At 67.5% G+C, this 14107-nt stretch carries 11 protein-coding genes; all 11 read right to left on the reverse strand.

The genetic code is table 11. From position 1 onward, the window contains the following. The coding region (gene tssD, locus F3J43_RS24190) for a type VI secretion system tube protein TssD (protein WP_166891659.1) at positions 1–123 on the reverse strand (123 nt) is incomplete at its 3' end. 372 nt (positions 124–495) lie between these two features. Beyond that, complete coding sequence (locus tag F3J43_RS21315; protein WP_166891663.1) at positions 496–1554, reverse strand: serine/threonine-protein kinase; 1059 nt, start codon at positions 1552–1554, stop codon at positions 496–498. Next, positions 1551–2279, reverse strand: coding sequence for a PP2C family protein-serine/threonine phosphatase (locus F3J43_RS21320; protein ID WP_166891666.1), 729 nt, complete (start codon positions 2277–2279; stop codon positions 1551–1553). The genes F3J43_RS21315 and F3J43_RS21320 overlap by 4 nt, the downstream gene beginning before the upstream one ends. Beyond that, positions 2279–5806, reverse strand: a complete 3528-nt coding sequence (gene tssM, locus F3J43_RS21325; RefSeq protein ID WP_166891684.1) for a type VI secretion system membrane subunit TssM — start codon at positions 5804–5806, stop codon at positions 2279–2281. Before tssM ends, F3J43_RS21320 begins: the two co-directional genes overlap by 1 nt. Before the next feature lie 14 nt (positions 5807–5820). After that, positions 5821–6690, reverse strand: a complete 870-nt coding sequence (gene icmH / locus F3J43_RS21330; protein ID WP_166891687.1) for a type IVB secretion system protein IcmH/DotU — start codon at positions 6688–6690, stop codon at positions 5821–5823. Between the two features lie 2 nt (positions 6691–6692). Further along, positions 6693–8024 carry a type VI secretion system baseplate subunit TssK gene (gene tssK, locus F3J43_RS21335; RefSeq protein WP_166891706.1) on the reverse strand — a complete coding sequence of 444 codons (1332 nt, stop codon included), beginning with the start codon at positions 8022–8024 and terminating at the stop codon, positions 6693–6695. Next, positions 8021–8527: a type VI secretion system lipoprotein TssJ gene (gene tssJ, locus F3J43_RS21340; RefSeq protein WP_166891710.1), complete on the reverse strand. Its 507-nt coding sequence runs from the start codon at positions 8525–8527 to the stop codon at positions 8021–8023. The genes tssK and tssJ overlap by 4 nt, the downstream gene beginning before the upstream one ends. 5 nt (positions 8528–8532) lie before the next feature. Beyond that, complete coding sequence (tagH, locus tag F3J43_RS21345) at positions 8533–9714, reverse strand: type VI secretion system-associated FHA domain protein TagH (protein WP_166891713.1); 1182 nt, start codon at positions 9712–9714, stop codon at positions 8533–8535. An 18-nt stretch (positions 9715–9732) separates the two neighbouring features. Next, positions 9733–9873 (reverse strand): type VI secretion protein, encoded by a 141-nt coding sequence (locus tag F3J43_RS21350; RefSeq protein ID WP_166891716.1) that lies wholly within the window; start codon positions 9871–9873, stop codon positions 9733–9735. 83 nt (positions 9874–9956) lie between these two features. Then, on the reverse strand, positions 9957–11477 hold the full coding sequence (locus tag F3J43_RS21355; protein WP_166891719.1) for a sigma 54-interacting transcriptional regulator: 1521 nt from the start codon (positions 11475–11477) through the stop codon (positions 9957–9959). A gap of 10 nt (positions 11478–11487) precedes the next feature. Further along, a complete protein-coding gene (gene tssH, locus F3J43_RS21360) occupies positions 11488–14103 on the reverse strand; it encodes a type VI secretion system ATPase TssH (protein ID WP_205298021.1) in 2616 nt (871 codons plus the stop codon). Positions 14104–14107: the final 4 nt, after the last annotated feature.

Consider the following 14107-nt stretch of genomic DNA (forward strand, 5'->3'; position numbering starts at 1 on the left):
GACCATGACCTGGTCTTCGTGGCCTTCCTGGTAGGTGTTGCCCACCGAGTCGGCGGTGAAGGCGCCAGCGGTGATCAGACCTTGTTTTTCGCCGGTGACGGCCATGTAGGCGGGAGTTGCCATGTGTCGCTCTCCTTGCTTGAGAAATAGTCGCCGGGTGGCAGGAATTTGCCACCTCGGGGCGACTAGGTAATACAAAGGGCGTGCCAGTTTTTATTTATCAATTAAAAACAGATAGTTACAAAGCACGCACATCCATTTAGATGCTCTTTTCAACTTGAACCATTCAAAAGTTGCGCAACTTCTTGCGCAGTGGTGGCAAAAAGTTGCGCAGTTGGCTGTACATGACGATTACCAAGGGCTGCATCGAACTATCCACACACTTATCCACATTTGAGTGCGCAACTTCTTGCGCAGTTGACCCAAAGTTCAGGATTCCCGTCTTGCGCCAACGCGATCACCGTAGCCAGTCCCAGATCCCGTAGCGTTTCCACGTTACCGCCCGAACCTCGCCCAGAATCCGCGCGCAGCAAAGGCGTCGCGCAGTTGCCCGGCGCCGATGTCGCGCTGCCCAGGATCGAAGGCCAGGGCCTTGCGCAACGCCGACCAGGCCTTGCCCGGCATGCCCTCCGGCGTGCGCAGGCTGTGTTGCAGGCCTTGTTCACGCGCCTTGAGCGACAACACCCGGTCGAACGGATGACGCCCGGTAACCAGCTCGTACAGCACGCAAGCCACCGCATACAGGTCGCTGGCCGTACTCGGCGTGCCGCCCTCGAACAGCTCGGGCGCGGCATAGGCCGGGGTCCACGCCTCGAAACGGCCATGGCTCAGGTGCGGCAGGCCGGCCAACGGTCCTTCCAGGGCCATGCCCAGGCCGAAGTCGAACAGCCGCAGGCCATCGTCGGTGAGCATCACGTTGCTCGGCTTGAGGTCGCCATGCACCACACCTTGCCCATGCACGCAGGCCAGGGCATCGAGCAGCGGCACGGCGATCTCGCATACCTGGGGCCAGCCCAGCCCCAGCGGCTGGTCGCACAGCAGGCGGTCGAGCGAAGTACCGCGCATCAACTCCATGGTGATGAAGCCGCGCTCGGTCTCCGGGTCGACAGCAAAGCCCTGCAGGCGCACCAAGTTGGGATGACGCAGGCGGCTGGTCAGGGCGTACTCGTTGAACAGCAGCGCATTGGCATCCGGCGCCGTGGCCAGCTGGTCGCTCATCAGCTTCAGCGCCAGCAGCGGCTGCGGATCACCGAAACGCTCCTGCAGCAGGTCGCGGGCCCGGTATACCCGGCCCATGCCCCCCGCCCCGAGCAGACGCTCGAGGCGATAGCGGCCGGCCAGCACCTCGGGCAGTGGCGCCAGCGCGCGTACCGGAGGGCTCGCCGGCACCGCCACGGCAGGTTGCCCACGGCCCTTGCCCCGCCGCTTGCGGCGGGGCTTGCCGCTGCGCGCGGGCTCAGGCTCGCTGGCCTGGGTGAATGCGAAGTAGGTCGACTCGTTGTCCTGCTCGAGGGCTTCGAGCACATCCAGCGCATCGCCGCTGCCAGGGTTCATCGGTGGATCACCACTGCGGTCAGGTTGTCTTTCGCCGAACCGCCCAGGGCGGTATCGAACAGGCGTTGCAGGGCTTCGCCGGGCGAAGCCAGGTCCAGGGCGTGGCCGAGGCCGCCGCTTTCCAGGCCGTCGTAGAGGCCATCGCTGCACAGCAGGAACACATCGCCCGGTTGAGCCTCGAACTCCAGCACTTCCAAGGTCAGGCTGGGGCTGGCGCCCACGGCACGGGTCAGGGCCCGGGCCGAGGGATGTACACGGGCCTGCTCGGCGCTCATGCGCTCCTTGTCGATCAGTTGCTGCTGCAGCGAATGGTCGCGGGTCAGCTGGTACAGACGCTGGCCGCGCCACAGGTAGCAGCGGCTGTCGCCGGCCCACACGCAGGCGCCGCGGCGGCCTTCGAGCAACAGGGCGACCACGGTGCTGCCGATGATCCGCGCCTGGCCCTCGACGCTCACCGTCAGCTCCTGGCCAAGGCGCCGGTTGATCCAGTGCAGGCACTGGCGCACGGCGACCACGCGCTCGTCGAAGCTGCTGCTGGCCGGCAGTTCGGCCAGGCTCTCGACGATCATCTGGCTGGCGACATCGCCGGCCTCGTGCCCGCCCATGCCATCGGCGACCGCCCACAGCCCTTGCTGCGGACAATCGAGAAAAGCGTCCTCGTTGCGCGCCCGGACCTTGCCCGGGTCGGTACGCGCCGCGCTGCGCCAGGGGGTGGCGGCTGGCATCACAGCTCCCCTGGCAGGCGGAAGCCGCGCAGCACGCTCATGTCGAACGGGTTCGGCGCGCGCTGGCTGGTCAGCAGGTAATTGGCGCGCATGCCGCCGACATTGGCCTTGAGCACCATGGTGTCGCGGCCCTTGAGGTACTCGGTCTGCATCAGGTCGAGCAGGCGGAACAACGACCACGGGCCACCGTTCTTCTCCAGCGCCATCGGTCGGCCGCTGAGTTGCTCCAGGGTCAGGCTGCTGTTGCCGTCCTGGGCCTCGGTCGGCCACTTCAGGCTGGTCGAGACGATCGGGCCATGGCGATAGTCGATCACCGTGTCGCCGAAGCGGAACTCGGCGCGGCTCACCGACGGATCGAGGGTGTATGGCTCGAGCTTGAACTGCACCTGCGGCTCTTCCGGGTTCTGCGCGAAGAAGCTCTGGCGGATGGTCTGGGCGGTGCCCATCTGTTCGAGGAACGCCCGGGCCATCGGCAGGCTCTGGCCGTCGAGGCTGCGCAGGCGGTAGGTGCCGGCCTCACCGCTGACGAACGGACGCATGTAGGTGTCGAAGAAGCGATCCGCCACACCCTGGGCCTTGAAGAATTCGCGGAAATCGCTGATCGCCACATCGCTGGTGCCATGGGCGTTGAACGGATAGCGCGACTCGATGGCACGGCCGTAGAAGCTGTACAGCTCGTTCTGGTAGCGCTGGTTGAGGTAGCTGTAGGCGTCGTTGAGCACCATGCGCCAGATGTCGTCGGACAGCAGGTTGAACCAGCCGGCCACCGGACGCGGCAGGCGCGCGGTGCCGTTGCGCAGGCTGCTCAGGGCATCACGCTGCCCCGACATGCGTGCCTTGGCCATCTGGTACGAGGCTTCCTCGGCCTGGTTGGAACGGGCCAGGCTGGCCAACTGCTGCTGCAGGTCGTTGAGCGCCTGCAGCGTCGGCGCCAGGTCGGGGCCCGGGCCGTTGTTGTCGTCGAGCAGCCGGTGCAGCGGCTCGAAACGCCGTTGCAGGGCCATGCGCGCGGTGTCCGGCAGCGGCTTCTTGGCCAGGGCGTCGCGGGCCTTGCCGGCCACTGCGCCCGCCACGGCCGCACCGTTCTTGCCGAGCTTCTTGGTCGCGGCCTTGCCTGCGGCGGCCTGCGCCGCCTCGGTGCCCTCGTCCGGGGTTTCCGGCAGCACCGGGAAGCGGGTGTTCTCGCGTACCTCGGTGAGCAACAGCAACAACGGCGAGTTGGCGGCGGTCAGTGCCGACAGCTGGTCGGCGCCTTCGCCGGCATCGTTGAACGGGATCAGCCCGACCTGGTTGACCGCCTCGCCCCAGTAGTTGGCGTAGTCGCGGAAATACAACTGCTCCAGCTCGACCATCAGCCGGCGCATGTCCATGTCGCTGATGCCGCTGCCCTCGCCCAGTACCCAGTTGTCGCGCAGGATATCGTTGACCAGGTTGGCGCCCTGCACCGAGAAGTACTGCTGGTAGCCCTGGGAGGTATAGAAACCGGGGATCGGGTAGTCGATGCCGACGAACTGACTGGCCTGCGGGCCGAGCTGCTGGCTGAGGCGGTACTCCGGCAGGCTGCGGGCCTGCTCGCGCAATACGCGGTAGACCACGCTGGCCAGCGACTCGGCACGCAGCACCTGGCGTGCCTGGGCCACCAGGGCGTCGTTGAGCGGATAGGTGAACGGCTGCTCGAGCAGGCGCCCGAAGTGCGCGTTCAGGCCTTCCTGCACGGCGGTGTTGCCGGTATAGCGCTGCGACCAGCCGTTGGCCACCCAATCCTTGAGCCAGTCCTGGTCACGGCGCTCGGGCAGGCCGAGCATCAGGTAGGCGCGCAGGCTGTTGAGCAGGCGCTCGCGGTTCTTCAGGTTGCTGCGGATCTGCCCTTCGACCATCTGCGCCACCCGTGGCAGCAGGACGTTCTCCAGCTCGCGCTGGTAGGCCGGCTGCAGCACCGCGTTGGCCGGCTCGCCCTGGTACAGGCCATTGCGTTGCAGCAACGAGACATCGCCACTGGCAGGGAACACCTGGGCGGCCTGCCAGGCCGTGTCCAACGGCTTGAGCGCGGCCAGGGCGTCGTCGCGGGCATCCAGGCCCTGGTGCTGGCGCTGCCACTGGCGACCCAGCTCGCGCACCTGTTCGAGGCGCTCGTGGTTGCCAGAGAAACTGCCCGCCCAGAGCATGCCGAACAGCACCAGCGCACCCAGTGCGCCCAGGTAGACCGCACGCTGGCCCCAGTGGATGCGCCGGCGTTCACGCTGGTCGAGACCGGCCAGGTCGTATTCGGGGAAGATCACCCGGCTGAACAGTTGCAGGATGAAGCGCGAGCGCCCCTGGGGCGCGCCACGCCCAGGCTGGCCGGGGTTGAAGCCGTTGTCGCTGTCGACCCGCGGCGCCTGGTGTGGCGCGCTGGTCAGGTAGAAGCCGCGCAACTGGCTGGCGCGTTGGTAGCGGTTGCCGGTGAAGGCGGCGTCGACCAGCAGGCACAGCTGGTCGCCGATACGGCCCAGCTGGTGCGGGAAGTCGAGGATCCGCGCCCGGCGCAGGGTGTTGCGTTCGTGGTGCATGCGCTGGGTGACCTGGTCGCCCAGGCGCTGCAGCAGCCCCTGGAACTCCTTGGCCAGCAGCTCGGTGTCGGCGCCGTTCTGGCCCTTGCCGAAGGTGATGCCGAACACCTGCTCGTTCTCTTCCCGCGACTGCTGGTCGAAGAATGCGTCGAAGCCCTGCAGGCGGTCGGTCTTGCTCAGCACCAGGTATACCGGCACCTCGACGTGCAGACGCTGGCGCAGCTCCTGCAGACGCGAGCGTACCTTCTGCGCCAGATCGCTGACCGCCGCCTCGCCACCGAGCAAGGTGTCCAGCGGCACGGTGATCACCACGCCGTTGAGCGGACGGTTGCGCCGACGCAGGCGCAGCTGGTCGAGCAGCACGCGCCAGGCATGGCCGTCGATCTCGCTGTCGGACTGGTTGAGGAAGCGCCCGGCGGTATCCACCAGCACGGCCTGTTCGGCGAAGTAGAAGTCGCAGAAGTCGCCACTGGCCGGATCACGGGAGAGCTTGCGCTCCAGCGCGTTGATCGGGAACTCCAGCCCGGAATGGTCGATCAGGCTGGTCTTGCCGGCGCCCTGCGGGCCGAGCACCAGGTACCAGGGCAGGTCGCGGCGCCAGCGTTCGCTGCGGCCACCGTAGAGGCTCGAGTGCTTGAGGGTGGACAAGGCGTGCCTGAAGCGGGCCTTGATCTCCTTGCCCTCCTCTTCCTTGCGTTCCTCGCGCTCCAGGCGCTCGCGGCCGTCCTCGCTCTCCAGCTCGACCTGCTTGCGGTTGTTGGCGCGCCAGCTGGCGAACACCATCCACAGGCCCCAGACCAGGAACAGCACGCTGATGGTCAGCAACCGCGCGGCGGCCTCTTCCCAGAACTTGTTTTCGGCCACCGCCAGCAGCGGTCCGGCGAACCACACCAGCAGCGCCAGGGCCAGCACCAGCAGCAGGCTCCAGACCCAGGTGCGGGCGAGGAAGGCGCCGACTTTCTTGAAAAAATTCTTCATCACAGGTCCTTGTGTCACGGCCGCGGCTGGGCCGCACTCTGCTCAAGCGTCTGGAAGGGTTGCAGGACGGTCGCGCGCTGTTCCCCCAGCACCCAGGCGAAACCGGAATACATCACCACCAGGCAGACCAGGGTGAACAGCGCCACCGTCCACCACGGCACGATGCGCACCGGGCTGTTGCGCAACTGGTCGAGGCCTTCCCAGCGTGGCGACAGCTCGCGCGGCACATCGCCGCGCAGCTGACGGATCTGCCGGAACAGCGCGTCGCGGATGCCTTCAAGCTCGGACATGCCACGGTCGATGACCCGGTACTTGCCCTCGAAGCCCAGCGACAGGCACAGGTACATCAGCTCGAGCATCGGCAGGTGCTTGACCGGGTTCTTCGACATGCGATCGAGCAGCGCGAAGAACTTCTCGCCGCCGAAGGTCTCGTTGTGGAAGGCACTGAGCAGGCTCATCTGCGACCACTGGCTCTCGTTGCCCCACGGCGTGGTCACCACTGCTTCGTCGACCACGGTGCACAGCAGGTAACGGGCCACGGTGACCTGGCTGTTCTCCACGCCCTCGTAGTGGGTGCGTGCCTCGAAGGTGCGGATGCAGCCGCTCAGGCGCTCCTTGAGAAGCTGCAGGTCCTCGGCGGTCTCGCTGTGCTTGAGTCGCACCACCTCCGAAAGCAGCTCGCCGGCGGCGGCCACCAGCGGGTTGAGGCCGACGCTGAAGCTGCCACTGGACGGCAGGCGCGCCGAATAGACCACGCGCTGCTCCAGCGGCTCGGCCCGTGCCGAGCTGCCCAGGGCCGTCAGTGCCTGACCTTCCGGTGCCGAGCCATCCTGGTTGAACAGGACGGTCTTGTCGTCCTGGGAATGTTCCATGTCCTTGCTCATGCTCAGTTCCTGATGGCCCAGAATTTCAGTTCGAGATCGGAGAACTCACTGGTGACGTGGAAGGCGAAGCCGCCGGAGCCGTCCATCTTGGCGCGATCGGCGGCATCGAGTTCGACGATGAAGTAGGTCTTGTTGGCGTGGAACGGGATCTGTCGCGGTGCCACCGGCAGCGGTTTGACCTTGAGCCCCGGCAGGTGCAGGTTGACCAGCTGGCGGATGCGCTCCACCGGGCCGACCTTGAGGTGCGACGGCAGACGCTGGCGCAGCTCTTCGGACTCGCAGTTGGCGCTGGCGGCCAGCACGAACGAGGCGGTGGTGAGCAGGCCCGGGTCGTGCAGCGGCGAGACCAGAATGCCGTACTGGCGCTGCTGCAGTTCCAGCTCGATGGCGTGCTGCTCGAGCACCATCGACAGCACCTGGCGAATCGACTCCATCAGCTTGCGGAAGCTCGCGCCCTGGTCGCTGTGCTGGTAGCGCGCGTCCAGGCGCGGGCGCTTGGTATCGCTGGAGAAGGTCGACAGGTCGCCGAGCATGATCAGGAAGGTGCGGTACAGCTCCTCGGGGTGCACCTGCTCCAGGCTCAGGTAGTGACGCAGCAGCAGCTCGGTGCGGTTGATCAGTTGCAGCATCATGAAGTCGCCGACTTCGGCGCCGCCGACCTTGCCGTTGGAACGGATGCGCTCGGCCAGGGTGTCGCCGCGCAGCGCCAGCATGCTGATGACTTCCTTCAGGCACGACAGCAGATACACCGACGAATGGGTGCGGATGAAGGTCGGCACGAAGTCCGGGTCGAGGCTGATGACCCCGTCCGGCGAAGTGTCGAGGATCTCGCAGACCTTGAGCTTGACGTAGGCCTGGTCGGTCTGCTGCTCGCCGAGCAGCAGGCGGAAGTCGGGCCGCGCGCAGTTGATCTGGCTGCTGTTGTCGTCGCCGGCGTTGGAGTCGGACACGTCCAGCTCGTAGGTGGTGTAGCGGGTCAGCACATCGGACTGCTCGGGGCGACGCGCCTCGATGTGGTTGCCGGTGACCAGCGGCAGGGCCATGAAGATCGGCGTGGCGCCGGTGTTCGGCGGCACGTCCAGGGCCAGCGGCTCGCTGCTGCCGTCGAGCTCGAACAGGCTGCCGTCGGGCAGGATGCCGGCGGCACGGCTGATCACCAGCTTGCCCATGCTGAGGAACTGCAGGTCGATCTCCAGGTTGATGAAGCCCCAGGTGTAGGTGCCCAGCAACTGGGTGCGGGTCTTCATCTGGCTGTCGTAGTAGCGGTCGTTGTGCTGGAAATGCTGGGGACGCAGCAGCATCCCCTCCTGCCAGACTACCTTGTGCACATTCATCGACGATCACCCGCTTGTGCCACTGCCGGCACGCCATTGTGGATACCGGCCTGGTCCAGGTAGAGGTTCGCCGTCACCCGCTCGCCGGCGCGGATCACCTGCAACCGGCGCCATTGCGCCTGGTCGAGGTCACGGTAGGCGGCCATGACGCCGACGAAGCGGCTTTCAGGGTCGATGCTCAGCTTGAGGGTCAGGGTCTCGCCCGGACGCAATTCGTGCTCCTCACTGGCCACCATGTCCTGCGCCAGGATTTCCTTGGGCCGCTGGTAGAGACTGAAGAAGTCGGTGCTCTCGAAGGCCACCGGACGCTTGAGCTCGTACAGGCGCACCACCACCGGCGATGGCCGGCCGTTGATGTCCGGGTTGAGCTGGTCGGTGGCGACCAGGGTGAGGTCGAGCTTGGTCATGGTCGAATACGGCGACAGGGCGCTGCAGCCGGTCAGCCAGAACAGGGCAGCCAGGGCCCACGTCGCCCTGAGCATCGTGCGGGAGATGCGCGTCATGAAGATCATCCTTGCGAATCGTGATTGAGCGAGGCGATCAGGCGCACCTGCTCCTCGTAGGTTCGGGCGAAGTCCTTGGCCAGCAGGCGCTCGCTCCAGTCCCCGTTGCCGACCAGGGCCTGGTGGTAGCGCACGTAGGACTTCCAGCGGCTGGCGAACAGGCCCTTGCGGCCCTGGCGCTCGAACTGCAGCACCAGCTGTTCCGGGGCGAAGTGCTCCAGGGTGCTGCGCAGGGCGTGGCGGCTGGCACCGAGCATGGCCACCTGGTGCGCCTGCAGGTCACGGAACGCCTGGGACACCGCCTGCTCACCGGACAACTGCCCGCCACGGCGCGGCTTGAGCAGTTCGCCAAGCACCTGGTCGGCCTCCAGCGGCGCCTTGATCGGGTTGCGACTGGCGCCTTGCGGCGTGGTCAGCGACAGGCGCAGCTCGTTCTTCAACTCGCTGCGGGTACGCAGGCTCTGCTGCAGGCTGGCGACGCTGTGGCGCAACAGCCCGGCGGCCTGCACCGCGAGGTCTTCGCGGGCCTGCTCGTCGAGGTCGTCCAGGTCGATGCCCAGGGCTGCGCCGAAGCGCTGCCAGAAGGCGTCGTCACGGCGCTCGCGCGGCGCCGGAGCAGGTACCGGCTCGGGGGCCACGGCCGGCACCAGGGTCGGCACGATCAGGCTCTCGCGGTCGATCTGCGCGTAGTCGGCACGCTGGCGTGCCGGTGGCTCGGGCATGGCCATGGCGGCCAGCTCGTCCATCGGCTGCAGGCGTGTCTCTTCCTGGTCCAGCGCGGTGATCGGGTCGAGTTCGAGGAAGGCATCGTCGGGGATGATGTTGGCCCCCGGCATGCCCAGTCCGACGTCGACACCCGGCTCACTGTCGATCAGTCGCGCGCGCACCTCGATGTCGCCCATCCGATAGATCGCGCCCTGCTCGATGCGGTAGGCCTCGCCCTTGTGCAACTGGGCGCCGCTGCTGGCCAGGCGGATGCCGTTGCTGCTGGTGTCGGTCAGGAAGAACGCGCCGTTCTCGTAGGTGACCTGCGCGTGGTGGCTGGACAGGTGGCGCTTGTCGTCCTCGATGCACCAGTGGCAGTCCTTGGCCCGGCCGATCTGGCCACCGGCGCGGCTGAATGTCTTGTTCGGCGAGTCGGTGCGGCCGTGCTGGCGCCGGTCGAGCAGTTCGAAAACCAGTTCCATGGTCAGGGTTCCTTGTGCTCAGTTGTCACGTTCGAGGGCCTGGGGATCTCCCAGGGGGCGGTAGCTGTCGTCGTCGAACTTGTAGTTGCCAGCGCAACCTGCCAGGGCGAATGCGGTAACCAGGGCCAGCAACGTGACCCGCCAGTGACGGTGAAACATCGGAACGACTCCATGTACGGATGAGGCATGCGCCGCCATGGGCGCGCCTGGGGTGAAGTGGGTAGGTGTCGGGGTCATGCCGGTCATGCCTCGCAATCGCCGATCTGGATGTTCAGGCGCCCGAGCCGGTACAGCAGGGTGCGCCGGGGCAGCCCGAGCTCACGGGCGGCCAGGGTCTGGTTGCCGTCGTGCTTGCGCAGGCAATCGAGCAGCAGGCTGCGCTCGACCTTCTCCAGGCGCTCGCGCAGGTTCAGTTCGCTGTCGTCCGGCGGTGGTTCGGCCAGGCTCAGCGAGAAGTGGTCGATCCCCAGTTCGTCGCCCTCGCACAGCAACACCGCCCGCTCCACCAGGCCCTTGAGCTCGCGCACGTTGCCGGGGAAGGCGTAGCCCTCGAGGTGATCGAGGGCGGCCTGCGACCAGCCCACCGGGTTGCGCTGGAGGAAGGCACAGGCTTTGTCGCAGAAGTGCCGGGCCAGGGTGATGACGTCGCCGGCGCGCTGGCGCAGCGGCGGCAGCTCGATGGGGAACTGCGCCAGGCGGTAGTACAGGTCTTCGCGGAACAGGCCGTCGCTGACCATCTGCGCCAGGTCGCGGTGGGTGGCGGCAATGATGCGCACGTCGATCTTGTGGGTGACGTTGGAACCCAACGGACGGATCTCGCCCTCCTGCAGCACGCGCAGCAGCTTGGCCTGCAGCGCCAGGGGCATATCGCCGATCTCGTCGAGCAGCAAGGTGCCGCCATCGGCGGCGTCGAACAGCCCGGGGCGGTCGCGGTCGGCACCGGTGAAGGCGCCTTTGCGGTAACCGAACAGCTCGCTCTCCAGCAGGCTCTCGGGGAAAGCCGCGCAGTTCTGCACCACGAACGCGCCGGAACGGCGCGGGCCATAGTCGTGGATGGCGCGGGCCACCAGTTCCTTGCCGGTGCCGGTCTCGCCGCGCAGCAGCACGGTGTAGGGGCTGTGCAGGACCTTGCTGATCATCTGGCAGGTCTGGCGCATGGCCGGGCTCTGGCCGATCAGGCCGTAGCTGCTGGCGGCCACCGGGACGCTGCGGGAGGACTGGGGCTGTGGCTCAGGCTGGCGCAGGCGGCGCAGCAGTTGCACCTGGCCCATGGCGAAACTGCCCAGCTGGCCAAGGGAGTCGGCGAACGCCTCCAGCCCGCCACGGTTGCGGTTCACGCACAGCATCACCCCGGCCACGCGCTGCTGCGAGGTCACCAGCGGCACCGCCAGCAGCGCCTGCCAGGGGGTGGCCTCACACGGCAGGAAGCTGGTGTCGAACAGGCTGCCGGAGAGATCGGCGATGTTCACCACGCGGTTCTGGCACAGGGCGAACTGCAACAGCTGCTCGCCGTTGTAGTCGGCCGGCAGGCTGGAGCAATCGCGCGCCAGCAGGCGCCCGTCGAGCCAGCCGGCCTCGAACCCGAGCCGGGTATGGGTCGGGTCGAGCAGGTACACCTGCACCAGCGAGCAGCCGCTGAGCCCGGCCACCGCCGGTACCAGCGCCTGCAACAGCGCCTGCTCGTCAGTGGCCCGGGCCAGCTCGCTGAAGGTGTCCAGCAGCGACTCGGCATAGGCCAGCGGTTGCGGCACGTGCGTGAACATCACTCCCACCTCAGGCGAACTCGCAAGTCACGCCGGCGTCTGCGTCCAGGGTGGCATGCACACGGCTGACCGCTTCGCCGCTGGCCATGGCCTCGAGCAGGCGATCGGCCACCTTGGGCAGCACATGGGTGTCGATCAGGTGATCGATCAGGCGCGCGCCGCTTTCGCTCTGGCTGCAACGCTCGGCCAGGTGGTCGACCAGCGGCTGGCAGTGACTGAACGCCAACTGGCGACGCTGCAGACGCTCGCCCAGACGGCCCAGCTTGATCTCGATCAGCTCGCGCAGCACCGGGCCACCGACCGGGTAGTACGGCACCACGCGCATGCGCGCCAGCAGCGCCGGCTTGAAGTGGCGGCTGAGCACCGGGCGGATCTGCTGCTCGAGCAGCTCGGCGTCCGGGCGCTCGCCGTTTTCGCATAGCGCGCTGATCTGGTCGCTGGCCAGGTTCGAGGTCATCAGGATCAGGGTGTTGCGAAAATCGATCTGGCGCCCTTCGCCATCGTTGGCCACGCCCTTGTCGAAGATCTGGTAGAACAGGTTGAGCACGTCCGGGTCGGCCTTCTCCACCTCGTCCAGCAGCACCACCGAATAAGGCTTCTGGCGCACCGCCTCGGTGAGCATGCCGCCCTCGCCGTAGCCGACGTAGCCGGGCGGCGCGCCGATCAGGCGCGAGACGGTGTGCTTCTCCTGGAACTCGGACATGTTGATGGTGGTGATGAAGCGGTCGCCGCCGTACAGCAGGTCGGCCAGCGCCAGCGCGGTCTCGGTCTTGCCGACGCCGCTGGGGCCGACCAGGAGGAACACGCCGACCGGCGCATCGGGTTTGTTGAGGCCGGCGGCGGTGGCGCGCATGGCGCGGTTCAGCGCATGCACGGCCTGCTCCTGGCCACGGATACGGGCGCGCAGGTCGTCGGCGAAACTGATCACCTTGGCGTTGTGCTCGCGGGCCAGCTGGCTCAGCGGCACGCCGGTCCAGGCGCTGATCACCTCGGCCACCAGGCGCGGGCACACCTCGGCGCTGACCAGGCGCTCCTCGGCCTGGGCGTCGAGCAGGGCATGGTGGGTTTCGGCCAGGCGCTGTTGCAGTTGCGCGCGGGTTTCGACCGCGCCGCCCTCTTCACCTTCTTCGCCTTCTTCGATGACCGCCTCCAGCGGGGCATTGGCCACTTGCTGACGCAGCGCCAGCACTTGCTCGGCCAGCTCGCGCTGACGGCTCCAGCGGACGTTCAGCGCCTGCTCCTGTTCGGCCGCTTCGGCCAGCCGCGCAGTCAGACGTTCGAAGGCTTCCTGGTCGATTTCCAGGCCCGCTTCGGCGTCACGCTGCAGGGCGTTGCGCTGACGCTCGCCCTCGGCCAGCTCGGTGCGCAGGCGCTCGAGGCTGTCCGGCGCCGCGGCCAGGCTGATGCGCACTCGGGCGCAGGCGGTGTCGAGCACGTCGACGGCCTTGTCAGGCAACTGGCGACCGGTCAGGTAGCGCGCCGACAGCTCGGCGGCGGCGACCACCGCGTCGTCGCGCAGGTAGATGCCATGGCTCTTCTCGTACAGCTGGGCCAGGCCGCGCAGGATGGTCACCGCCTCGCCGACGGTCGGCTCATGCAGTTGCACCGGCTGGAAGCGCCGGGCCAGCGCCGGGTCCTTCTCGAAGTACTTCTTGTACTCGGCCCAAGTGGTGGCGGCGATGGTGCGCAGCTCGCCACGCGCCAGCGCCGGCTTGAGCAGGTTGGCAGCGTCGGAGCCACCGGCATTGCCACCCGCGCCGATCAGGGTGTGGGCTTCGTCGATGAACAGGATCACCGGCCGCGGCGCGGCCTTGACCTCGTCGATCACGCCCTTGAGACGACGCTCGAACTCACCCTTGACGCTGGCGCCGGCCTGCAACAGCCCCATGTCCAGCGCCAGCAGGTCGACGCCCAGCAGTGCCGGTGGCACCTCGCCGGCGACGATGCGCGCGGCCAGGCCCTCGACCACGGCCGTCTTGCCCACGCCGGCCTCGCCGACCACGATCGGGTTGTTCTTGCGACGGCGGGCGAGGATATCGATCATCTGGCGGATCGAGGTGTCGCGGCACAGCACTGGGTCGAGCTTGCCGTCGCGCGCCTGCTGGGTCAGGTTGTGGGTGAAGCGCTGCAGCATCGACTCGCCCTGGGGCGCGCCGGCGGCCTTCGGCGCGGCCGGTTGCTGGGCCAGGGCATAGCCCTTGAGGCGTTCGATATCCAGGCCGCCGAGCAGCTTGTGGTAACGGCTGCCGGCATAGCGCAGCGGGTTGCGCAGCAGGCCGAGGATCAGCGCGGCCTGGTCGACCTGGCTCTGGCCCAGTTCGAGGTTGGACACCAGCAACGCATCCTGCAGCCACTGCACCAGCTCCGGGGCAAACACCGGATTGCGCGTGGCGCTGTGCTCGACATTCGGCTGCAGCGCGGCGCTGAACTCGCCGACGTCCACCGCGGCGTCCTGCAACGCCCGTTGCAGCAGGCTGTCAGGGCGCTCGAGCAGGCCCAGCAGCAGGTCCTCGACGAGGATCTTGCTGCCGCCGCGGGCGACGCAGCGCTCGGCGCAGCGCTCCAGGTCGCGGCGGCTGTCGGCGTCCAGTGCCTGGACGAGTTGTTGCAGGTCTACGTTGATCATGGCC

Origin of the sequence: Pantoea sp. Cy-639 (assembly GCF_011752525.1) — a bacterium.
GTDB lineage: Bacteria > Pseudomonadota > Gammaproteobacteria > Pseudomonadales > Pseudomonadaceae > Aquipseudomonas.